Annotated in this window: 18 protein-coding genes and 4 pseudogenes; 19 read left to right on the forward strand and 3 right to left on the reverse strand. The window is 61.8% G+C overall.

Translation table 11 applies throughout. From position 1 onward, the window contains the following. Positions 1-13 precede the first annotated feature (13 nt). The 9 genes and pseudogenes from IVA98_RS00860 to IVA98_RS00900 all read left to right on the forward strand — a co-directional run bounded on the left by IVA98_RS00860 (position 14) and on the right by IVA98_RS00900 (position 11,316). Positions 14-313 (forward strand): hypothetical protein, encoded by a 300-nt coding sequence (locus IVA98_RS00860; protein ID WP_247354202.1) that lies wholly within the window; start codon positions 14-16, stop codon positions 311-313. 503 nt (positions 314-816) lie between these two features. Then, complete coding sequence (locus tag IVA98_RS00865) at positions 817-1,773, forward strand: ArdC family protein (RefSeq protein ID WP_247354203.1); 957 nt, start codon at positions 817-819, stop codon at positions 1,771-1,773. A gap of 105 nt (positions 1,774-1,878) precedes the next feature. Further along, positions 1,879-2,176 (forward strand): annotated as a pseudogene (locus IVA98_RS37430) (ParB/Srx family N-terminal domain-containing protein); the annotation flags it as partial. After that, positions 2,167-2,998, forward strand: a pseudogene (locus IVA98_RS00870) (DNA-binding protein); the annotation flags it as partial. The pseudogenes IVA98_RS37430 and IVA98_RS00870, both read left to right, overlap by 10 nt. 179 nt (positions 2,999-3,177) lie before the next feature. Then, positions 3,178-7,527, forward strand: a complete 4,350-nt coding sequence (locus tag IVA98_RS00875) for a bifunctional class I SAM-dependent methyltransferase/DEAD/DEAH box helicase (RefSeq protein WP_247354204.1) — start codon at positions 3,178-3,180, stop codon at positions 7,525-7,527. Then, on the forward strand, positions 7,527-8,588 hold the full coding sequence (locus IVA98_RS00880) for a DUF7146 domain-containing protein (protein ID WP_247354205.1): 1,062 nt from the start codon (positions 7,527-7,529) through the stop codon (positions 8,586-8,588). The genes IVA98_RS00875 and IVA98_RS00880 overlap by 1 nt, the downstream gene beginning before the upstream one ends. A 334-nt stretch (positions 8,589-8,922) precedes the next feature. Continuing rightward, complete coding sequence (locus IVA98_RS00885; RefSeq protein WP_247354206.1) at positions 8,923-9,846, forward strand: DUF2493 domain-containing protein; 924 nt, start codon at positions 8,923-8,925, stop codon at positions 9,844-9,846. Positions 9,847-9,985: 139 nt separating this feature from the next. After that, positions 9,986-10,453: a hypothetical protein gene (locus IVA98_RS00890; RefSeq protein WP_247354207.1), complete on the forward strand. Its 468-nt coding sequence runs from the start codon at positions 9,986-9,988 to the stop codon at positions 10,451-10,453. A 542-nt stretch (positions 10,454-10,995) separates the two neighbouring features. Continuing rightward, on the forward strand, positions 10,996-11,316 hold the full coding sequence (locus IVA98_RS00900; RefSeq protein WP_247305839.1) for a DUF736 domain-containing protein: 321 nt from the start codon (positions 10,996-10,998) through the stop codon (positions 11,314-11,316). A gap of 925 nt (positions 11,317-12,241) precedes the next feature. Here IVA98_RS00900 and IVA98_RS00905 read toward each other — a convergent pair. Beyond that, positions 12,242-12,481: a hypothetical protein gene (locus tag IVA98_RS00905; RefSeq protein WP_247354208.1), complete on the reverse strand. Its 240-nt coding sequence runs from the start codon at positions 12,479-12,481 to the stop codon at positions 12,242-12,244. An 830-nt stretch (positions 12,482-13,311) separates the two neighbouring features. Here IVA98_RS00905 and IVA98_RS00910 point away from each other — a divergent pair. From IVA98_RS00910 to IVA98_RS00920, 3 genes and pseudogenes are all read left to right on the forward strand, one after another. After that, positions 13,312-14,116 (forward strand): annotated as a pseudogene (locus tag IVA98_RS00910) (ferredoxin--NADP reductase). A 3-nt stretch (positions 14,117-14,119) separates the two neighbouring features. Next, the gene (locus tag IVA98_RS00915; protein WP_247354209.1) at positions 14,120-14,314 is read left to right on the forward strand and encodes a hypothetical protein; all 195 of its coding nucleotides are present in this window, start codon (positions 14,120-14,122) and stop codon (positions 14,312-14,314) included. 95 nt (positions 14,315-14,409) lie between these two features. Then, positions 14,410-14,592 carry a hypothetical protein gene (locus IVA98_RS00920; protein ID WP_247354210.1) on the forward strand — a complete coding sequence of 61 codons (183 nt, stop codon included), beginning with the start codon at positions 14,410-14,412 and terminating at the stop codon, positions 14,590-14,592. Positions 14,593-14,978: 386 nt separating this feature from the next. On the opposite strand, the gene IVA98_RS00925 is transcribed toward IVA98_RS00920, so the two are convergent. Next, complete coding sequence (locus tag IVA98_RS00925; protein ID WP_524536338.1) at positions 14,979-15,197, reverse strand: helix-turn-helix domain-containing protein; 219 nt, start codon at positions 15,195-15,197, stop codon at positions 14,979-14,981. Here IVA98_RS00925 and IVA98_RS00930 point away from each other — a divergent pair. The 3 genes from IVA98_RS00930 (at position 15,163) to IVA98_RS00940 (ending at position 16,654) form a co-directional block, all read left to right on the forward strand. Next, complete coding sequence (locus IVA98_RS00930; RefSeq protein ID WP_247278032.1) at positions 15,163-15,459, forward strand: DUF2285 domain-containing protein; 297 nt, start codon at positions 15,163-15,165, stop codon at positions 15,457-15,459. The genes IVA98_RS00925 and IVA98_RS00930 overlap by 35 nt on opposite strands. Before the next feature lie 124 nt (positions 15,460-15,583). Beyond that, on the forward strand, positions 15,584-15,862 hold the full coding sequence (locus tag IVA98_RS00935) for a helix-turn-helix transcriptional regulator (RefSeq protein WP_247354211.1): 279 nt from the start codon (positions 15,584-15,586) through the stop codon (positions 15,860-15,862). A gap of 3 nt (positions 15,863-15,865) precedes the next feature. Further along, complete coding sequence (locus IVA98_RS00940) at positions 15,866-16,654, forward strand: replication initiator protein A (protein WP_247354212.1); 789 nt, start codon at positions 15,866-15,868, stop codon at positions 16,652-16,654. 652 nt (positions 16,655-17,306) lie between these two features. Here the strand turns inward: IVA98_RS00940 and IVA98_RS00945 are convergent. Continuing rightward, positions 17,307-18,358 (reverse strand): annotated as a pseudogene (locus IVA98_RS00945) (IS110 family RNA-guided transposase). A 171-nt stretch (positions 18,359-18,529) separates the two neighbouring features. On the opposite strand from IVA98_RS00945, the gene IVA98_RS00950 reads away from it, so the two are divergent. The 4 genes from IVA98_RS00950 to IVA98_RS00965 all read left to right on the forward strand — a co-directional run bounded on the left by IVA98_RS00950 (position 18,530) and on the right by IVA98_RS00965 (position 22,367). Further along, entirely contained in the window at positions 18,530-18,994 is a 465-nt protein-coding gene (locus IVA98_RS00950; protein WP_247354213.1) for a DUF2840 domain-containing protein, read from the forward strand. Between the two features lie 41 nt (positions 18,995-19,035). Beyond that, positions 19,036-19,500 carry a S26 family signal peptidase gene (locus tag IVA98_RS00955; protein WP_247305765.1) on the forward strand — a complete coding sequence of 155 codons (465 nt, stop codon included), beginning with the start codon at positions 19,036-19,038 and terminating at the stop codon, positions 19,498-19,500. A gap of 305 nt (positions 19,501-19,805) precedes the next feature. After that, entirely contained in the window at positions 19,806-20,399 is a 594-nt protein-coding gene (locus IVA98_RS00960; RefSeq protein WP_346657670.1) for a lytic transglycosylase domain-containing protein, read from the forward strand. 240 nt (positions 20,400-20,639) lie between these two features. Continuing rightward, positions 20,640-22,367 (forward strand): relaxase/mobilization nuclease domain-containing protein, encoded by a 1,728-nt coding sequence (locus tag IVA98_RS00965; protein WP_247354214.1) that lies wholly within the window; start codon positions 20,640-20,642, stop codon positions 22,365-22,367. Positions 22,368-23,082: the final 715 nt, after the last annotated feature.

The following is a 23,082-nucleotide window of genomic DNA, read 5'->3' on the forward strand; positions in this document are numbered from 1 at the left end:
CGGTTCCGGAGAGATGCCGATCCACAACGTGTATTGGCCTATCATCCCAGTTGGGCGGGTGGCTCTGGCGCGGTTTGGGCGACTCACGCTACTCATCATTCCCATCACCTCACTGCACAATGGGAATGAAATGGTTGCAGCAACCCGTGAATTGCCGACCTCTGGTTACGCGATTGAAGTGGACGGCCGGTTCAAAGCCGAATTTACAACCAGAGACGGCGCCAAGGCGGCTGGCGAAGAACTAAAGAAGCGTTTTCCGTTGCTTCAGATCAGGATCTACGACGCGCAGACGCATGCTCGCGAGGAAATCTAGATCGCCGGTTCGAGTCTGAGCGGAGTTCTTCCGCTTGCGCGCGTGCGGCTTTCGCCGCATCGGGCTCTCGTGAAACCGAGCCGCTTTGCGTCTCGGCGCCCGGCTTCGATCCCTCGCGCCAAGAGCTTCGGAGCTCCTCGCCGGGGGCACTCGGGAAAGGGGCTCGCCTTCGACGATCGCTATCACTGCCCCGTTCCCGGGTGCCGCTATTAACCGGTCTCGTCGCTGCACTCGGACCAGCGTGCCCCTTCGGGTCGCTATGCTCACGCTCTCCGGGTGCCATTTTCCGCTGAGGTGATGCGCCGTTGGCGCACGCCTGATCAGGGCCTGCGGCCCTGGGCGGTCAAGGCCAAAGCCCTATGACGAAATGGACGGAAGGCGGGCCGCCTCGTAGATTTCGCACTCTCTCGCGGAGAGGCTGAGAGTAAGAGTGTCGCGCGGATTTGCCGTGACGGGTTACAGGCTGCGAGAGAGGCTCGCACCGCCCGTCGCGGAGATCCGCGATGTCCAGATATTATCCTCGGGCGTGCACCGGTGAGGACCGGGCGAGCCTTTATGACGAAATCACCAACAAGATCATCGCCGAGCTGGAAGCCGGCGGAGTGCCGTGGGTGCAGCCATGGGGCTCCGCGGCGGCGAAGGCGCAATTGGCCTTGCCGAAAAGCGCCGCGACCGGTCGCCACTATAGCGGCATTAACATCTTAATCCTCTGGGGGGCCGCCACCGAACACGCATTCACAGGTCAGAGCTGGCTTACATTTCGCCAGGCGCTGTTGCTCGGCGGTCACGTCCGCAAGTGCGAGCGCGGCACGACCGTCGTCTACGCCGATCGTTTTGTGCCGGCCGACGAAAAGCGGCGCGCGAGCGAGAGCGGTGAGGAAGCGCAGGCCATTGCATTCCTCAAGCGTTTCACGGTGTTCAACAGTGATCAATGCGAGGGCTTGCCTTCCGAGATCACAACGACGGCACCGCCTCCGCCGCCAGGCCTGATCGAGCCCCGGGTCGAAAAGCTTATCAAGGCGACTAGCATCGACTTCCGGATCGGCGGCAATCGCGCCTTCTATGTGCCGGCAGAAGATTATGTGCAGGTGCCGCCACCGCAAGCCTATTTCGAGCCGATCAATTGGCATCGAACGGCCCTGCATGAGCTGGCGCATGCCAGCGGCCATCCGTCACGTCTCAACCGCGACTTGTCAGGCGGCTACGGGACCAGGAAGTACGCGTTTGAGGAACTGGTTGCGGAGATCTCGTCTGCGTTCAGTTGCGCTTCGCTCGGTATCGTGCCGACGGTGCGGCACGCCGACTATATTGGCTCCTGGCTTGAAGTGCTGCGAGAAGACAATCGCGCGATTGTGCGAGCTGCTTCACAAGCCAGCAAGGTTGCGAACTATCTCCTTGGATTCTTGCCGGAAGTTGTTGTCGACATGACGACCGAGAGAGCGGAGCAGGAGGCAGCGTAAAGATCTTGCCAGTCACTTCGGAAACGAGAGTGAGAGGGGAGATGCGGTTTTCGCGACGGGTTGGAGGCCGAGAGAGAGGCTCCCGGCCGCCCGTGGAGAATCCACATGACCAAGGCTGTCCAAAAGATCACGCTGTCGCCCTCGCGCGACATTCCGTTCAACAAGCTGGTGCTCAGCCAGTCGAACGTGCGGCGCGTGAAAGCGGGCGTTTCGATCGAGCAGCTCGCGGAAAGCATTGCGAGGCGCACTCTCTTGCAGAGCCTGAATGTCCGGGCTGTACTCGATGGAGGGTAACGAAACCGGCATGTTCGAGGTGCCAGCGGGCGGTCGGCGTTATCGCGCACTGGAACTTCTCGTCAAGCAGAAGCGCATGGCTAAGACGCGGGTCGTTCCGGGTGTCGTGCCCGAGCCGAGGAGGATGATGAAGACCCGGCAAGGCCGTTGCCAGATCGGCTCATCATTGAACTGACGGCGCACCGTGCGCTGGCATTGCGGGATGCGCTGGCCGAAAATCCTGCGATCGCGTTCCAGGCAGTGCTGCACAACTTCGTGCTGACGGCCTTTTACCGGTTTGCTTCGTCCGGGAGCTGCCTTGAGATTTGGCTGCGCACGCCAACCTTTCCTGCTCAAGCTCCGGGCTTGAGGGAAAGCGTCTCGGCTAAGGCTGTCGAGGTGCGGCATGAGGGCTGGAACGCACGGTTGCCGAAGAGCGAGAACGATCTCTGGTATGCGCTGACGGCTCTCGATGGTAGTGCACAGGCGTCGCTGTTCGCCCACTGCGCATCTTTGCGGTCAACGCCGTCTATGAGCCGGCCAATCGTTACAATCAGGGTCGCGTCTCAGCCCACGGCGTCCGCACGCGTCTCGACCAGGCCAACGTGCTAGCGCGCGCTGCCGGAGTTGACATGGTGCAGGCTGGCTGGAAGTCAACAACTACATCGGCCGCGTCACTAAGCCTCGCATTCTGGAGGCGTTGCGGGAAGCCAAGGGCGAGTCGTCGGCGCAACTGATCGACCATCTGAAGAAGGCCGACATGGCCAAAGAGGCCGAGCGTCTCCTGGATGGCTCGGGCCGGTTGCCGGAGCCGCTGCGCCTCGACGATTCCAGCCCGTCTTCGGCGGAGCCGGAAGGTGAAGCGGGCCCGCTGCCAGAATTCCTCGCTGGCGAGGAGGATCCGGAGAACGGCAGCGACGAGCATCCGCAACAGCTCGACGCGGCTGAGTGACAGCATAAGGGCTGGCTCCGGCTGGCCTGCGCTTGCTCGGGGACCGATGCTCAGCGTCGGTCCCCATTCTTATGACCGAGGCTGAGAGGGAGAGTGGGGCCGGGATGAGTTTGAATCGCCGTGGTCTTGAGGAGAGCGCCGGGCGATTCGACCCGTTCCTGCTCTCCGAAAGAAATCCCATGACCGACTCTCTCGCAAGCGGCGCTGCCGCCGCGCCGCTCCCGATGCGTGCCGCTGCCACTATCACCTCCGCTGCAGTCAGGGCTGCGCGACAGCTCTTGACCGATCTCGAACGCGGCCGGCGCATCGATGCCGCCGTCCTGCGTGGCGCCATGGAGGCTGCCTTCGGCGCCTCGGATGCGGCAGGTAGCTGGAATTGGACGACCGCCTATGACACCTGCGAGGCGGCCACCGTTCTATTTCTTCGCAAGTTCGGTCCGGCGATGGGGACCAAGGCTGGTTCGACGGCGGCGATGTTGCCGATGCTGGCGAGAGTAGCCAGTCTCCTGCCGACGCACACGCGGCGTTCCGAGGACAGCCAGGCGCTTCAACAATTCTCGACGCCGATGCCACTGAGGCTGGCTGCATGTACCGCGGCCTGCGTCACGCCTTCCGACTGGGTTTTGGAGCCGTCTGCGGGGACGGGCTTGCTCGCCATCTTTGCCGAGCTCGCCGGCGGCGCATTGGTATTGAACGAGTTGTCCGAACCCCGTGCGGAGTTGCTGGATCACCTGTTCGCCGGCCTTGAGGTCACCCGGTTCGACGCCGCCCAGATCGATGATCACCTCGAAGCCGATTTCGTACCTAGCGTCGTCTTGATGAATCCGCCGTTCTCGGCGCTGGCGAATGTCGATCGGCGAATGGCGGACGCGGCGCTCCGGCACATCGCTTCGGCCTTGGCGCGCCTTTGCGACGGTGGGCGTCTGGTCGCCATCACGGGTGCAAGCTTCGGGCCGGACAATCCGGCGTGGCGAGATGCCTTCGTTCGCCTTCAGGGACGCGCGCGAGTTGTGTTCTCTGCCGCCATCGATGGCGCTGTCTACGCGAAGGACGGAACTCAGATCGATACAAGGCTGCTTGTGATCGACAAGCAGCCCGCGGCGGACCCGAATGTCTTTCCTGCCTCGCTCGGCATGGCGGCCGATGTCGCTACCTTGCTCGACTGGGTGACCCAACATTTGCCTCCGAGGCTAGCTGTTGCCGCCCCAGTCGTGATCAGGGTCGCTAGACGCCCCGTGACGTCACGGTCCCTCGGCGCCTCTGCACCATGTCCTCCCTCTACTTCCAGCGGCGCCGCGCAAGAAGGCGTCGAACTTTCGTACGAGACGATCGAGTGGTTGCCGCCGGAAGGCGCCAGGCTTATCGATGCGCTTTATGAGGAATACGCATTGCGATCGATCCGTATTCCGGGCGCGCATGCACACCGGACCAAGCTCGTGCAATCCGCCGCGATGGCCTCGATCGCGCCGCCGAAGCCGTCTTACCGACCACATCTGCCGGCCAATCTCGTCGCGGATGGTATCCTGTCGGACGCCCAGCTTGAGAGCGTCATTTACGCCGGCGAGGCGCATTCCGAATTCCTCGCGGGCTCCTGGACGGTCGATGCAACCTTTGACGTTGTCGCGGCCGCGCGCGACGACGCAGAAAATGCCGTCCGCTTTCGCCGCGGCTGGTTTTTGGGTGACGGCACCGCTGCGGGTAAGGGGCGGCAGGTCGCCGGCATCCTGCTCGACAACGGGCTCAAGGGCCGGCGCCGCGCAGTCTGGATCAGCAAGTCGGACAAGCTGATCGAGGATGCACAGCGCGACTGGTCCGCCCTCGGCATGGAGCGATTGCTCGTGACGCCGCTGTCTCGGTTCCGGCAGGGCACAACGATCCGGCTTTCGGAAGGCGTCCTATTTACCACCTACGCTACGCTGCGAACCGACGAGCGCGGTGAAAAGCTGTCGCGCGTTCGGCAGATCGTCGAATGGTTGGGCTCCGATTTCGACGGAGTGATCGTCTTCGACGAGAGCCACGCGATGCAGAACGCGGCAGGCCAGAAGGGCGAGCGCGGCGACCTCGAGGCGATTGCTTGCAATCGTCCGGGGGCAGCCTCTCAGCAGGGGCGTGCCGGCCTGAGGCTCCAGCATGCGTTGTCGAATGCCCGCGTGGTCTATGTGTCGGCAACCGGCGCCACGACGGTCCACAATCTCGCATATGCTCAGCGGTTGGGATTGTGCGGCGGCACCGACTTCCCGTTCGCCACCCGCGCCGAGTTCGTCGAGGCGATCGAGGAGGGTGGCGTTGCGGCCATGGAAGTGCTGGCGCGCGACCTTAAGGCGCTCGGTCTCTACGCGGCCCGCTCGCTATCTTACGAGGGCGTCGCGTACGAACTCATCGAGCACCAGCTCACGCCGGAGCAGGTTCGCATCTACGACGCCTATGCCGGCGCGTTCAGCGTCATCCATAACAATCTCGATGCGGCCATGCGGGCCGCGAACATCACCGGCGAGACCGGCACGTTGAACGGCCAGGCCAAATCGGCCGCGCGATCGGCCTTCGAGAGCGCCAGGCAGCGTTTCGTTAGTCACCTCCTGACCTCGATGAAGACGCCGTTGCTGCTCCGCTCTATCGAACGCGATCTCGAGGCCGGCCATGCCGCCGTCATCCAGATCGTCTCGACCGGCGAGGCGTTGATGGAGCGCCGGCTCGCCGAGATTCCGACCGAAAAGTGCGGCGACGTCCAGGTCGATATCACCCCGCGCGAGTATGTCCTCGATTATCTCGCCCATTCCTTTCCGGTCCAGCTTTACGAGCTCTTCACCGACCAGGACGGCAACCTCTGCTCCCGGCCTGTCTATCGTGACGGTCAGCCGGTTGAGAGCCGGGAAGCTGTCGCTCGCCGGGACCGTCTCATCGAAAAGCTCGCCTCGTTGCCGCCGGTCCCGGGTGCGCTGGATCAGGTGATCCAGCGCTTCGGCACCGACGTGGTCGCCGAAGTCACCGGCCGCCCACGCCGCATCGTTCGCAAGGGCGAGCGGCTGGTCGTCGAAAACCGGGCCGGTTCGGCCAAGCTCGCCGAGACCGCGGCGTTTATGGACGACGTCAAGCGGATCCTCGTGTTCTCCGACGCGGGTGGCACGGCCAGCAGCTACCATGCAGAACTGTCGGCGCGGAATCGCCGCCTGCGGGTCCACTATTTGCTCGAGCCCGGCTGGAAGGCGGACGCCGCGATTCAGGGGCTCGGCCGCACCAACCGGACCAACCAGGCGCAGCCGCCGCTGTTTCGCCCGATCGCGACCGATGTGAAGGCGGAAAAGCGCTTCCTCAGTACCATTGCGCGCCGGCTCGACACGTTGGGAGCCATCACGCGCGGCCAACGCCAGACCGGAGGGCAGGGCCTGTTCCCGCCCGAGGACAATCTCGAAAGCCAGTACGGCCGTGACGCGTTGCGCCAACTCTACACGCTGCTGGCGCGCGGCAAGGTCCAGGGGTGCTCGCTCGAGAGATTCGAGGATGCGACCGGCCTGAAGCTCACGGACACCAATGGGATCAGGGATGACCTGCCGCCGATCACGACCTTCCTGAACAGGTTGCTGGCGCTCACGATCGAGCTTCAGAACATCCTATTCACCGTCTTCGAGCAGCTGTTGACCGTCCGGATCGAGGGTGCAGCTGCATCCGGCACCTACGACGTCGGGCTGGAAACGCTCCGCGCCGAGAGCTTTGTCGTCACTGACCGGCGGACGATTTATAGGCATCCGGGCAGTGGCGCCGAAACACGGCTTCTCACAATCACCCAGCGCCAGCTTAATCATCCTGTGAGCCTTGATGATGCTCTTGCTCGTCGTTCCGACGATCGTGCCGTCCTCTTGATCAATGAGCGCTCGGGCCGTGCCGCCGTACAGCTTCCGGCTCCGAGTTTCATGCTTGATGACGGCGAGATCGAGCGCCGCGTCCGGCTGATCCGGCCAATGGAGCAGCATAGCTTTCCTCTGAAGATAATGGCGGAAAGCCATTGGATCGAAGCGGATCGTGAGCGTTTTGCCGCAGCCTGGCTGGCGGAGCTCGCGGAGGTCCCCCGGTTCACCGAAAGCACGATCCACGTCGTCGCCGGCTTGTTGCTGCCTATCTGGAAGCGGCTGCCGAACGAATCGACGCGGGTCTATCGGCTCCAGACCGATGCGGGCGAGCGCGTCATCGGCCGCAAGGTCTCGGCGAGCTGGGTCGCGAACGTCCTCGCGGCTGACGCGCCGGCGCTAACGCCGGATGTGGCCATTGCAGCGCTGATGGCGGGGAGAACCGTCTTCGAGCTTGCGGAAGGGCTCCAGCTTCGCCGTGCGCGGGTGATGGGCGCATACCGCCTCGAACTGTCTGGGTTCAACGACACGATGCGCGACCGCTTGCGCGCCTACGGCCTCTTCGGAGAGATCATCTCCTGGAAGCTGCGCATGTTCGTGCCCACCGACGCGAGTGGTGTCGAGATCCTGGCAAAGGTGCTCGGGCAGTATCCGGTCGCGCGCGTCAGTGAGCGGGAGGCCGCCTGATGCCGCGCGATGCCTCCGACCTGGTACATCGCCTCGCGCGCGATGCCGAAGCGGTGTGCCGACACTATCTTTCCAATGGCAGACGGGCGGGGCGGTACTGGGTGGTCGGCGACGTCCACAACACGCCCGGCCGCTCGATGTTCGTGCGGCTCCAGGAATCGCCGAAGGGGCCTGCCGGCAAATGGACGGACGCGGCGACCGGCGAGCATGGTGATCTCCTCGACGTGATCCGCGAAAGCTTGGGATTGCGCGACTTCCGCGAGGTCGCCGAGGAGGCAAGACGCTTCTTGAAATTGGCTCCCGCTGAACCGGAACTCGCCTCAAAGCCCGTCGGTCCGGCAGCACCGGCCGGATCGCAAGAGGCCGCCCGCCGGCTCTTTGCAATATCCAGCTCGATCGAGGGGACCGTGGTCGAGACTTATTTGCAGGGGCGCGGAATAGCCGACGTCCACCATGGCGGCAGTCTGCGTTTCCACCCACGCTGCTACTATCGGCCGGACGAGCAGCAGCCGACCGAGACCTGGCCGGCGATGATCGCTTCTGTCACTGATCTCGATGACAGGATCACCGGGGTACACCGTACCTGGCTCGACCCGGTCGGCTTTGATCGCGTTCGGTTGGGCAAGGCTCCGATCGATACGCCACGACGCGCGATGGGCGACCTCCTCGGCAATGCCGTTCGTTTCGGCGTGGCGGACGACGTGCTCGCCGCCGGCGAGGGCATCGAGACCATGCTGTCGCTGCGCTACGTGTTGCCGACAATGCCGATGGCCGCTGCGCTTTCGGCCAACCACCTCGCGGCCATGTTGCTGCCGTCTGGCTTGCGTCGGCTCTATATCGCTCGCGATGCCGATGCCGCCGGTGATACGGTGCTCGCGCTTCTGACCCAGCGCGCAGCAGACGCCGGCATTGAAGCGATCGCGTTGTCACCACGGCTGGGCGATTTCAACGAAGATCTTCACGTCTTCGGTCTTGACGGTCTCCGAGCGGCCTTGCGGATTCAGCTCGTACCTGAGGATGTCGTCCGCTTCCTGCATTCGTCGACGGTGCCCGCGGAATAGGTCACGACGGTTCGATCGACCGTGACAGGTCGGTCATGGGCGAGGCCAATACCGGAAGGGGACGCGACCTTGCGCCTTCTGGAGGGCGATCGGACGGCAAGCGGCCCGGGCCGGCAATGGCTGCGCCCGGCTATTTTCCGCCGCGCGCCGGCGATTGAAACGCACGTCATATGTCTAGTCAGCGCGCTTTGCATCGCGAAGCAAAATAGCCGGCCTTCGCCATCCTCCGCTGCCGCTTCGGCCCTTCGGGTTCTGGCCTGTTCCGCCCGCCGTCTGAGTGATCGCCACGAAGGCCGCGAAGGGCGCGGCCAAACCCGGCAAAGGACCTCCTTCCATGACCGACCATGACGACGTCGAACCGCCGCACGCCTCTTCTCCGACCGACCACGTCCTCACCGAACTACAGCTCTTCGGCTACCGTCCCTTCGACGACCAGCCTGACCCGAGACCGCTTCCCGAAGGCAAGATGATCTCCGGGGCCGTGGCCGATATCTTCGACGCCCTGGTTGCGACCCTGAACGACACGCGGCTCGAGCCGGACCTTGACGATCTGCTCTGGTCGACCGTCAACTTGTTCCATCGTGCCGTCGATCGCATCGAACGCCAGCTCGACGACAACGAGCAGGCGCAGCACAAGAGCCAGCGCGAGCAGAACGGCTCCGAAGTAAGATCGGTAGAACTCGAGCGCCTCACGGCTGAAGGCATCACGCTGATCGAGCGTCGCAACTGCCTGGAGCTCTTCCGCGACCAGGCCATCGAGCGCTTTGAGACTCACACCGGCTCATTCTGGCGTCCCCGGTCGGGATCACTGGTGAACCACCGCACACTCACCGCGGCAATGATCGACTCCCGCGACTTCATCGCGGCCAGGCGTCGCGCCGAAACCGAGGTCCTGGTGCCGCCAGGACCCAAGATCGCACTCACCGGCGGGCTCGACTTCAACGACCACCACCTCATCTGGGATCGCCTCGACAAGGTTCACGGGAAGCATCCCGACATGGTCCTGCTCCATGGCGGCTCCCCGAGAGGCGCCGAACTCATCGCCTCCAAATGGGCGATCAATCGCAAGGTACCGCAAATCGCCTTCAAGCCCGACTGGACCAGGCACGCCAAGGCGGCACCGTTCAAGCGCAACGACGCCATGCTCGGGCTCCTGCCGATCGGCGTCATGTACTTCCCCGGCACTGGAATCCAGGACAATCTCGCCGACAAGGCGAAGCGGCTCGGCATTCCCGTCTGGAAGTTCGGCGGCGCGTGAGCGCCGTCTTGCTCGCATCTAAGATGGCAGGGTGGAGTTGCACGCCGCAACTCCGCCTCGTTTCGATATCAGGTCCGAAGCCGCGCCGCGGTGGTGGTGGGAGGCGCGACCAGTACATCTATGCACTGGAGCCACCGCCATGCTTGCCCTTGGACTTGTCCTCAACACATTCGGCATCGGCTTGTTCTGCTGGCTGATCTTTGCGCTGGCGGTCTATGCCTTGTCGTTTTTTCGTCGCACTCAGTGTCTGGATGATGGCGCGGGCGTTTTCGGTGCACTGCTCATCGGAATTGCTTCCGGCGCGCTGACGCTTGCCGCTGGTCAGGTCGCCATCGCCCTCAGTCGGATCCGGACGTTGCGCATCACGATCGCAGCCGCATTCGCCGTCCCTGCGGCTATCGCTGGCTATCATGTGATGTTCGCCCTGTCGCAGATCGGGGTGCCTTCGCTAGCTTGGCGCGAGGCCTTCGCTTGCCTGCGTGCGGTTTGCATCGGCGGCGCGGCATGGACGCGCTTGAGAGTTTTGGCGAAGACCCGCCCACTCGAGTCAGGTCGGGCGGTGGAGCGGTTCCAGCTAGTTCTTACCGCCACTCTCCGCAAGGGATGACCCTTGCGCCTTCATCATCGAACAGGTTCGCGTAGATCGGTACGTTGAATGAGGGATCATCGGGACGCGAGCAGGGAGCCAGTCCTTCTCGGAGTGCCTTGACCAATCCGCGTCCATTTCGGCCCAACCCACGTAGCTGCAGCGGTGCGGCGTGCCCCTTGATCATTCCTTCGAAGAGGACACCGCCCTTTGCAGCAGATTGTTTCTCTTTCTACGCCGGATCGTTCGCCGCTCTTGTTCAGAGGAACCGAGATATGCCACGTCTTCTCCTTATTGCGGTAGCACGCGACGCACGTGGCCTCTTTGATGGCTTGATCTGGCCTAAGACCGGCTGCGCCTCGATCGTCTGAGCCGCAACGCCATTGATGCGACTTTCTTCCCCTGGGCTTCGCCCATTCCTCGCGAGACAAGAAAGTCGCCACAACGGCGTCCTCCGCTGCGCTCCGGCCCTTCAAGCGGGTGCGTCGCCGATCGTCTTCGGCTTCAGATCGCCATCGAGGCCGCGGTGGTCGCGGGCTCGAAACACAAACAGGAGAAGTAACATGGCTAATATCGGTTCGTTCAAGAAAGTCGGTAACGAGTTTCACGGTGAGATCGTCACCCTGAGCCTTCAGACCAAGGGCGTCCGCATCGTCGCCGAAACCAACCGCTCCAGCGACAATGCGCCCAGCCACCGCATCTACGTGGGCCGGGCGGAGATCGGGGCAGCCTGGTCGAAGCGCTCCGAGGAGGGCCGCGACTACCTCTCGCTCAAGCTCGACGATCCCTCCTTCAACGTACCGATCTACGCGAACCTGTTCGATGACGAAGGCGGCGAGGGGTACACCCTGCTCTGGTCGCGGCCGCGCAAGAACGGCGAGTGAGACTCGCTCTAAAGCCCGCCCGAGTTGATCGGGCGGGTTCCTTTTGGAGCCTAAAGTCGAAAACATCAACGCTGCGCCGCTGCATCGCCGCCGTCGATTTTCGTGATTTCGCCTTCTAGAGCTCGCAGTGCCACTACCGATCTGGGTGGTCATAATGTCGCTCTTACGCAGCAGTGCTATTTCTTCTTGGAACTGGCTCGCCGGCTTGCGACCTTAGGCGAGTCCTTCGGTGTTGTCGCTCCTCTGGGTGGCTGAACCGAGCCTTCAGCATAAGTGAACACCCAGCGTGTCGGCCAGCCAGTCGAGAAACATCAATTCTCCGGTTCTCAGATTGCCTTCCGAGGCCACCATATATGAGTGGTCACTGCCGGCACTGTAGGCACGTGGCTCTTGGGGAACCGAGGCCTTGCCGATGCTGGTCCCAGTTGTGCGGAGCGCGTCTGCCTCCACGATCCAAACTTCATGGCCAAAGTGCGCGACGCTGTGGGCCTTTACGTCCGGCCGCCGGAGCTCGGTGTCGTTCTATGCGTGGATGAGAAGTCCCAATCCGGGCGCTGGACCGCAGCCACCATGCTGCCGACGCGTCCCGGCCAGCCGGTCCGAAGGAAGGATGACTAAAGAAGATATGGCACCACATCGCTGTTCGCCGCTCTCGACATTGCGACAGCACGAGCCAACGGCGAAGTGCTAGCGAAGTCGCCGTGCTGCCAAATTCCGTCAGTTCCACGACGAGATCGAGGCCGCTGTGCCGCGCGAACTCGAGGTCCATCTCGTCATGGACAATTACGCCACGCATAAGTCAAGTCCGCACTGATCCAACGATGGATGGCTAAAAGACAGCGCTGGCACGTGCACCTGACCCCGACCAGTTCGTCATGGCTCAACTAGGTCAGGCCTTTCTTCATTCTCCTCCCGGATAAAAAGATCAGGCGGGCGCAGCGTCGCCGCCCTCCGGGCAGACATCACTTCGTTTATTGATCGACACAACGCCCATCCCAAACCGTCCCGATGGAGGAAGTCCGCCGATCACATCCTTCCATTCATCGAACGCTTCTGCCGGTACAATGCCCCGACAAACACAATGTGATGTTGCGATCTTGTTCAGGACAGAACCTTCTATTCCGCCGAACTGCCGCTCGATGCAGACCTTGAAGTCCGTGCCCATGTCTCTTGTGCTTCGGCTTTAGTCCTTGCTTGAGGGGAGGCTGAAAGCACGCGGCTGTCTGCATCGGACCGAGCATGTGCCGTCATGACAAGGCCGCTGTCCGGGAAAGTTCGGGATCAGTGCGGCGTGAAATCCATCGAAGAAGGTGGCCAAGATGCAGGATTTAGCCGTGAACACGCGCCTCATTGCATTAAGCAGAATCGCAGAGTTGTTACAGTCTGCTTCAGCAATCAAACGGTCGTAGGAAGCATGTTCAGGGGATTGATATCTCGGCGAATGTCGGAGCGTCGATCCTCGTTGGGCTTCTCGTTTCAGTAGCGTGGGAACCGAGCGCAAGGTCCAGGCGAGATGGAACAGGTGTTTTGTACGAAGCGCTCCACTGAAGCCGAGACACCACACTCACGTGCGGAACGAGATTGTTTGTTCGCAATGTACTATGTTTGTCGGAGCAAATGCGCCCAAACCTGCCATTGCGGCGGCTCGAGAAGGGGCACGGCCACTCGGCCGGGAGTGAGCTGGCAAAGCTAGCCTACCGGCCCGCGTGAACTGGGCAAAAAGTTTATCTGGGGAGGCCGGCGGGCGGAAGAGTAAAGAGATTGGATAATCTACGTGAATGGGCAGCGCCTGGGATTGATCGCCACAGGAGGGACACAGGCCGATCTTCACATGAAAGACAAAGCGGTTGTGGGCGCGAAGCTATCGGTCCGAGTCTACTTCATCGAGAGCCTCATCTGGTGCTTGTAGTATGATCATTCGGAAAACTGATGCAAACTTTGCGCGGACGCGGCCCGTGGATTCGGATCATGCCTCAGTTTCGCCGGGACGGTGAGATGAGCAAGTTCAGCCAGGAAAAAGTACTGAGCGTCCATCACTGGACGGACAATCTCTTCAGCTTCACCACGACCCGGAATCCGTCGTTCTGCTTCCGTAGCGGTGAATTCACGATGATCGGGCGCAAGGTCGACGAGAAGCCGCTGCTGCGGGCCTACAGCCTCGCCAGCGCTCATTACGAGAACCGGTTGGAATTCCTCTCGATCAAGGCACCGGATGGTCCCTTAACCTCGCGTCTGCAGCATCTGAAGGAGGGTGACGAGATCATCGTCAGCCGCACGGCGACGGGGACGCTGGTCATCGATAATCTCGGGGACGGGCGCAAACTGTATCTTATCGGGACCGGCACCGGGCTTGCGCCGTTCCTGAGCGTTATCAAAGATCATGAAACCTATTTGCGATTCGAGAATGTCGTGCTGCTGCATGGCTGCCGCCGCGTCGCCGAGCTCGCCTATGGCGAGATGATCACGGAAAAACTGCCGTGCGGCGAACTGGTCGGCGACTTCGTGCGCTACCAGCTGATCTACTATCCGACCGTGACGCGCGATTCCTTCTGTAACCGCGGCCGGGCCACCGATCTGATCATTTCAGGCAAGCTGTTCGCGGAGATCGAACTGCCGGAACTGGAGCCGCAGCATGACCGCATCATGATCTGTGGCAGCCCCGGCTTGGTGCGCGATGGCCCGCGAGCTATTGGTGGCGAAGGGGTTTGTCGATCGGGGTCAAGGCAAGCCGGCGCAATTCGTGTTCGAAAAAAAGTTCGCAGAACGAAATAGATTCGTCTCGCAGAAGGAGGGCATATGAACCATGACGACAAGTACAAATCGCCATGAAGCATCGACGATGACAGACGAAGAGGGCGAGCTAGAGCGCTGCAAACAAGAAATTCTTCGTCTCACACAGCTGGTTGTGTTTCTCGAGCGGCAGGTAGTGCAGCTTTCTGAAATCGTTTTACGCAACGTCGTAAACAGCGTCGGGGGCGGAAAGTCGGAGCGCTCGTGAGTCTCTGAGCGACGCCGAAGTAGCGCAAACTGTTCGACGCGCCAGCTCGAAAAGTTGGATCTCGTACCTGAACCCAGCAATAGTAGGAAAGGCGAATGATCGTCAGCAAGTATCAGTTCAGGCACGAGCTGCGGCTGTTGGTCGACACGCAGATCAGCGCCTCGAGCACGTTCGAAGACTACGTGCTAGTCACACGGGAGCTGGAAGAGGCGAAAAACAGGCTGGAGCTGGACGCTGAGAAACTCCCCGACGAGGAGGTCGACGCTTGTGAATTATAGCGCCGGCCGAGCGCTTAGCACTCGTTGATCAATCCTTGGGCGGACGCTGTGTTGGAATGGTAAAGCCCGCCTTTAGGCAGCCTATTGTGACCATGGTCTTGAAGCCTAAATTTCCGGTCATCATAGAAGAATTGCCGGTTAACGGCTCATAAGCTTGCTCTTTGGTGCGCAGTATAGTCGCGAGATAGGCGCAGTGTGGTCAACGCGCTCCGAAGGAAGCGCGCGAATACCTCTCACACGAGCTTGACTATCCTCCTCGACGCGCCGATATACGCGAACCTGTTTCGATGACGAAGGCGGCGAAGGCTACACCCTAGGCGGAGCTTCGTGTTCAAGTCATGCAGCAACTGCCGGGCAACCGAAACAAGCGTCAAGCTGAAGTCCTTTCATTTTTGCTTCGGCGTCTTGGTTCGCTCTTTGCAGAATTCCTCATTAGGCAACACGAGATCGACGTGGCTAAGGCTTAATGTGCTCGCGAGTTCGAACAGCGTCACTATCGTGGGATTGCGCCGGCCACGCTCTAAATCGCTGATGTATTGCTGAGTAAAGCAGGACGCCTCGGAGATCCGCGTGCACGCTTCACGTCGGTTGTGGCGCGCTATCACCGGCCGCGCCCCAGGACCCCCATTTTATCAGCTTTCGGCGCAGCGACGCGAACGATTGGCCTTCGCTGTGCGCACTCGATGGGCACTTGGCGCTTCTTATCGCGTCATCGCCGAAGTGCTGTTCGGCCGAAAATGCATCCCTGAACGCGGCTGGAAAACCCATGAGCTGCGCAGCCGGACCATCCGCCTGGTGCAGGCCGGCTTGGCTCTGATGCGCGGCGGCTATCGCGCATTACTGCATCCCCCATCTCGCAGGGAGTAGAGCAGGGGTGCCGAAAATCATCGGTCCATCTTCGGCATCCCCCTGAGCACTCCCACTCCGTCATGGTGACCGTCGGCGCGCGACCGAACCCGGTCGCGCTCCAGACGACCACGGAGCCTCGCAAATGCCCGATCCGAACGCCGGCTTGCCGCCGCGATACCTGCGGACGCCCGAGGCGGCGCGCTTTCTCGGACTGTCCGGTCGCACCCTCGAAAAGCACCGCACCTATGGCACAGGCCCGACGTACCGGAAGCTGGGCGGCCGCGTTGTGTATGCGCTCGAAGACCTGACGGCGTGGGTTGACCGCGGCGCCAAAACGTGCACCAGCGATCCTGGCGCAGGCACAGTCCTGCCCGCGAAACGGCAGACGCCGATTCCGTATGCGGGCAAGGAGCGGCGCTGACCTATGCCCGACAGCAACTCAACTGCAGGCGGGAGGCGGCGGTCAGAGCGCGACCAACTCGATCTGTTTCGCGCGCTTCCGGGCAATCTCGCTGCACGGGACGCGCAAGACTTGATGGCGTATCCGTTCTTTTCGCTAGCAAAGTCGAAGCGGATCGTCCCGATCGACTTCCGCTCAGGCACCATCACCATCCGTGTCGAAGCGGTGCCGGAACATGGCCTGGAGCACGATCTGGGACGCGGACGTTCTGATTTGGCTGCCTCACAGATTGTCGATGCCCGTGATGTCGGGTTGAAAACCTCGCGCCTGATGTCCACCACCCCCTATGACATCCTGACCTTCGTCGGCCGCGGCACCAGCGTACGCGACTACGACCGCCTCAAGGCTGCGCTCGACCGATTGCAATCAGCCAGCGTCATGACCCCAATCCGACAACCGACAGAACGATCGCGGCATCGCTTCTCCTGGAGGAACGAATGGAAACACACAAGCGATGTGCACGGGCATGCCCGTGCGATTGAGTTGATCTTACCCGATTGGTTCTACACGGGCGTTCTAAACGAATCGCTCGTGCTGACCATTGATCGCGCGTATTTCGATCTGACCGGTGGACTGGAACGTTGGCTCTATCGTCTCATCCGCAAGCACGGGGGTCATCAGCATAGCGGGCTCATGCACTTGCATGCCAAGTCCGGGAGCCTCACGCCGCTGAAGCACTTTGCCGACGACCGGGCCAAATCGTGCATCATCAGACCTTGCCGAGCTATCGGCTGGCTATCGCACACGACCTGAATGGCGAAGAACGATTGAATTTCGCACCCGTCCAGATCGACCCGCCTACGCGGCCATTGCGAAAGCTTGGCCTTATCAGCCCTGCAGGGGATAAGCTGTGAATTCGCTCGTGTTATCAGGGACTGGAAGACTCGTGCCATCGGGGACCCGATCCGCGTGCTACCGGGGACTGAAATCGCACCTAAAACACTGCGACGGCAATCTTCCTTCTTGTCGTGAATCAGTACGTTGTGAACAAGTCGGCCGCGCGTGCAACGAGGATGCCTCATGTGCTCACTCTCTCACGCGCAAAACTTCTCCGCAATGCGATTCTTTCCTCCAACGCACGCGCGCGCACGCGATCGCGCGCAAATCTGCGCGATCGCTGACGTCAACATCATCGCCTGATGCGCGTCACATCCTTTTGCAGCCACTCGCTCGTCGAGGAGAACTTGCTAACATCCGTGGTTGGCACGACGGCCACCACAAGCCGGAATCTGAGGAAAGGGCGGTCAGGCTAACCAGCGCCGTGCGTGATGGCTTCAAACGCCGTCATGAAGCCGCCGGCAAGAAAAGTTGCGATCTCACCCAAATCCCCGTCTCCTCGGGAGACGCTGCTCCGCCGTGGCGGAAGGAGAAGGCGCGCGTGGAAGCGGCCGGGTCGCGAAGGCCCCTACATCGCCGCAGCGACCCGGCCGCGCTTGCCGCCGGCGCCAAACCGGAACGTCGTGCCATCGCTCCAGATCTTGTGCAGCAGCACAGCGATGGCGCGCGCCACGGCTGTTGCCGCGCGCTTCAAACCCTTCTTCCTGGCGAGCCGCAGGCCCCACAGCCGCAGCTTAAAGTTCTTCGGAATGCGCGTCAGGATCGCGATCGCCGCCTCGTAGAGCATCGCCCGCGTCAGCTCATCGCCGCATTTGGAGATGCGCCCGATGCGGTCGGTCTGCCCGGATTGGTAGCGCGGCGGCGTCAAACCAAAATGCGCGCCGACATTGGTCGACCTCTTGAAGCGCGCCGGATCGTCGATGGTGGCGCGGAACGTCAGCGCCACGAGTGCGCCGACGCCGGGCAGGGTCATCATCCGCCGCACCGCGCTGTCGCGGCGCGCCGCCGCCAGCGCAAAGCGTTGCAGCTTGGCCAGCTGCAGCCGCATCGCGCTTCTAGCGTCGAGCAATGGCGTGACGATCGCCTCCAATTCCTTCTTCCCGGCCGTGATCTCGCGTACCCGCGCGTCAAAACGTCCGACCGAGATCTCGCCGACCTTGAGGCCGAGCGGGCGCAACAGGCCGCGGATCATGTTCTCCATGTCGAGCACCTTGCCGAGCAGCGCCTTGCGCCCGACCAGCAGCGCCCGCAGCGTTTGCGCGCCTTCCGATTTGACATGGACTGCGCGGAACCAGTCGGTCCGCATCATCTGCGCAATGCCCTTGGCATTGTTCCGATCGGTCTTGTTCAGCATCGCGTTCAGCGCCGCCTTGGCATGCAAGGTCTCGATGCAGATCACGGGGAGGCCCTTTCGGAAAGCGCCGTGAACAGCCAGGCGCTGTACGAGAACGCTTCCAGGCCGTGGATTCCGCATTCCACCAAGAACAGCTCGATCGCGTCCGGATCGGTCTTGAGTGTCGCTTCCTGGACGACGTTGCCGTCGCCGTCCACCACGCAAACATTCGTTGCCTGGAGCGACACGTCGAGCCCTGCATAAATTCCGTCGTTCCTCTCTACCATCATTCTCCGCCGGAACGCGCCGCCCGTTCCGTTCCCGGATTATCGCGAAGCAACCGATCCATGCAAGCGTCATTACAGCCGTGCTACCGACGCAAAGGCTCCTCGCACGATGCGTCGGTGATAGCCATTCTCGGCGCGTCCAAATCCCTCTCAACAATATGGAGCAGTCAGGTGAGCGACCTCACAACTGTTGAGCTCTTGTGGCTCGAGAAGCGCATCGAAAATCGAATCCGGTTCGGTAAACCTGCATCAGAGAAGATCGTTGATCATCACCGGCGCATTCTCTCGTTTTTGCCCGGCAACATCTTCGCGTTCGTGCGCTGGACGTCTAACGACTTCGGAACCGTCCTGTCTCGGATCGACATTTTACGCGCGGTCGCGCCAGGCCAGCGATACTCAACCGTGCCTTGGGTCAGTCCCGGCGGCGAAAGCCTGCTGCGATTAGCTGGTTGGCCAAAGGTCGAACGCGTTCTCCAGTTGATCGGCTCCGTAGAGTCACTGGGCATCGATCCTGCCGATGCGGCCCCCGAGTATTGGCATCACGCCCACAACCGACTTTCTGTCAACGAAAAGCCACGAGCTTATACCCGTGCACGCCACCAAGCGTGGCTCCATCGGCGCAGGTTGGCACTCTGATGGGACGGTTGGGGAACATTCTTGCGATGTGTGGGGCCACAATGCTCGCGCTCTGGCCAGTCAACAACACCTCACCATTGTACATCTGGAATGCCTCGGACAGCGTGCCGATCGGAGTCTATCGCCTGCAAGAGGCCGGACCATTGCACGTTACTGAGCTCGTGGCGGTTCGAACTCCAGACCCGCTCGCGACTTTTCTCGATCTCAACGGCTATTTGCCAAGCGGCCTTCCAATGCTCAAGCGTGTGCTGGCGTTGCCCGGCCAAACCGTCTGCAGAACGGGCCTCGCAATCATCGTCGACAGCATACACGTGGGTGAGGCAAGCGAGCGCGATCGTCGCGGCCGTCCGTTGCCGGTCTGGCAGGGTTGCCGGGTCATTGCTGAGGGCGAAGTGTTTCTCATGAACTGGCAGTCGGCGGACTCACTAGACGGCCGATATTTCGGACCCCTGCCGAGATCGGCCGTCATTGGGCGAGCGCTCCCGGTGTGGACCAGAGAGAAGTGACAATGCCGGCTCTCCCCTGTTGGCTTGTCATTTCTCCATACGGCCGTTCGCAACATCGTTCCTCCGTCTCGGCCAGCTTCTTGAGAATCGGCGCGAATTGCCCCAGGATCAGGCGGCCTCAAGGCCGGCTGGAAGAAACTTTATACTTGGCGGCAGTCCGCACAATGCGATGTGGGGCCACTGCTTGCTTTTTGGAAGTTCTGCTGACGTTCGGACCGACCTCGAGCGCCAGAGCGGAGGTCGCATCGCGGGCACCAGCTGCACACTCCATAACCCTGCCTCGTAGCATTGCATACGCCGCGTTCGTGACCGAAGCCTCCCACCGGTTCGCGATCCCGGAGCGTTGGATCGATGCCGTGATGCAGGTCGAAAGTGGCGGTAATGCGCACGCAATATCGCCTCGAGGAGCGCTCGGGCTGATGCAAATCATGCCCGCGGCCTGGGTCGAACTGAGCGCTCGTCACGATCTCGGTATCGATCCGTTTGATCCGCACGACAATATTATAGCTGGGGCAGCGTACATTCGCGAGATGCTCGACCGGTTCGGATCGGGAGGGTTTCTTGCAGCCTACAATGCGGGACCGAAGCGGTATGACGAGCATTTGACGACAGGTCGATCGCTTCCAGAAGAAACGCAAACATATGTAGCCAGACTCGCAGCATTGATCGGAGTTGAGCAACGCAACAGCCGTGGTTCGGCCGCCAGACGCGTCGTCCTGTGGCAGCAAGCTCCAGTTTTTGTTGAGCGATCTGGCAGCTCGTCCGCTGCCGACAACTTTGCATCAGGAGTGCGCACAATGAATCCGTCGAAGGCAGCGCCTAAAGCTGTTGCCCGTGCACTTGTACCTCGCGCGAGGGGGCTGTTTTGGCATCGATCAATCAAGGTGCAGTCTCCATGATAGCAATCGGATTTGGTCGCAAGGCCTCGAAGGTTCTCGCATGTTTGAGAATGGCCGGCAGAGAGCGGGGGGAGCCGACCGCCGAGGGCAGGATAAAAGCCGCAAGGTGCGGCCGGTCGGTTGTGGGAGAAAGTGTACGGATTTCAATGATCCACTAAACATTGCGGCGACTCGGAGCAAAGTTCAGCTTTCCCCAAGGCGCTGTTCTTACACGGTTTTCGATGCCTTGCGGCGGCCGGAATGACGCGCGACGATGATCTTCGGATCCGTCCCGGCCGTATCCGTTCCACGCGCGCGCCCCGGACAAAGCCGTTTCTGGCGCAGGTACTCACAGCCGCTCAGAAGGCCGGGGGCCTCTCGCAAGGCAAGGATGGCCACGGCCGTAAGTTTGGACGCGGCCGCGCCGCGAGCATCGCTGCTTCACGGCTCCTCAACGCCCGCGGCCGCGGCGCTATGGTCAAGGCGCGGGTGGTACGGCGGATGCGTTCGCCGGGCGCGTTGCGCGGCCATATCGGTTACCTGCAGCGCGACGGAGTCACTCGCGACGGCGCTCCCGGCAAACTATTCGACGCTGCGGGGGATGTTGCGGACGGTCGCGCGTTCGTCACGCGTTGCGAGGGTGACCGCCATCATTTTAGGTTCATCGTCTCGCCTGATGATGCTGGTGAACTTGCCAGCCTGCGTAGCTTCACTCGGGAGCTGATGGACCAAGCCTCGCGCGACCTTGGCACACGGCTTGACTGGGTCGCGGTCGACCATTGGAATACCGAGCATCCGCACATTCACATCCTCGTGCGGGGCCGTACCGATGACGGTACCGACCTCGTCATCAGCCGCGATTATATCGCTATGGGCTTACGCGCCCGCGCCAGCGACCTTGTCACGCGCGAACTTGGCCCTCGTTCGGAGCTCGAGATCCGCCAGAGCCTTGAGGCGGACACGACAGCCGAACGCTGGACCAGGCTCGATCGGACGCTTGCCCGGGAAGCAGGGATGGCGGACGGCGTTATCGATTTTAGGTTCGAGCGGGATGCCGAGCGCGATCCATTGCGGGAAATTCGCATCGGGCGGATGCGGACGCTCGAGCGGCTTGGCTTGGCGGAACCTGCCGGCCCCGCGGTCTGGGTTCTGGCCGCCGATGCGGAGGCGAGGTTGCGCGCGCTGGGTGAGCGCGATGACATCATCAAGCGGCTGCACAAAACCCTCACGCGAGACGGCGCCAGCCGCACCCCCGCATCCTGGGCACTGGAGGGCGAAACTCAAGGCGAACCGATCGTTGGCCGTCTCATCGCGCGCGGGCTTGATGACGAGCTGAAGGGCACAGCTTTTGCAATCGTCGATGGGATTGACGGGCGCGTGCATCACGTGAAGCTTCCTGACGTTGAGGCGGCCGGCGATGGGCCGATCGGTGGGATTGTGGAACTGCGCCGGTTTGCGGACGCCCGTGGTCGCACACGGATTGCGCTCGCGGTTCGCTCGGAGCTCGTCCTGGACCAGCAGGTCGCGGCGGATGGTGCAACGTGGCTAGACCGGCAGCTCGTTGCGCGAAATCCTGCCGAGCTCTCGCGCAATGCGTTTGGCGCGGAGGTTCGTGCAGCACTTGAACGGCGCATCGATGTTTTGGCCGACCAAGGGCTCGCCCAGCGCGATGGTAACAAGGTCCGGCTAAGCCGCAACCTGATCGAAACCCTCCGCGATCGCGAACTCGACGTCGTCACACGACGTCTCATGAAGGAAACGGGGCTTCCGCACTCGTCATCTGATGTAGGTGAGCAGATTTCGGGGGTTTATCGTCGACGCCTGTCACTGGCCTCGGGGCGCTTCGCGATGATCGACAACGGCCTCGGTTTTCAGCTTGTGCCCTGGTCGCCTTCGCTCGAGCGGGAGTTGGGAAAACAGGTCAGCGGCATCGCCGGTCCAGGCAGCGTCGACTGGGACTTCGGTCGCAAGCGCGGCCTATCGCTCTGACCTGAGACGATGGCGCTGCACTGCGCCCAATTGCAGGGCAGGAAAGACTTGGTTGCCTCGCGTCGACTGTTCAAGGCGGAAAAATGGGAGAGGAGCGATAGTGAGCTGCGAATAGCGAATGGAGGGTCCACCGTTCTGGAACTATCTCTTCATCGCCTCCGGGTTCGCTCGACCTTGGTGGCGCTCGATCATCGACTGGACGCAGCTGTGTGGAAAAATGCGCCGTTCACCCTTAGGTCGCTGAGACTCTCAACGGCTAAATCGCACAGCAGAACCCTTCGAATCTAGATGGCCATCCCGTGTAGCGGAAACGGCATGGGGCCTTCGATCTTTAAGTGATCGGAAGGTGTCTGGCTGTGGCATGATGGCGGTGACGATACTTCCTTGAGTGCTGGTCTCGGATGCCGATGGCCAGATGCTCGGCGCTTCGCGCACCGACCACCAGAGTCCAGTTTGCTGGACTCAGTTGTGGGCGTGTCATCGAGCGGGCGAATAGCGATTTCAACCTGCTCGATTTTGATCCGGAGGCATTCGCGCGAGGTTATCCGCGTAGGCAGGCCGGCGAGCAATCGGAGAGCTCCGAGCCCGCAAGCTGGCTTTGACAGCGGATAGCCGAAGGGCAACGCGATTCGCGCAAAAGATTTGGCAAACGCCAGTTCGCCTGTCCCGGCTCCCAGAGAGACCGCAACAGCTGACGTACAACATCCGAGCATCT

The sequence above is a fragment of the Bradyrhizobium sp. 160 genome, from assembly GCF_023073735.1.
Lineage (GTDB): Bacteria > Pseudomonadota > Alphaproteobacteria > Rhizobiales > Xanthobacteraceae > Bradyrhizobium.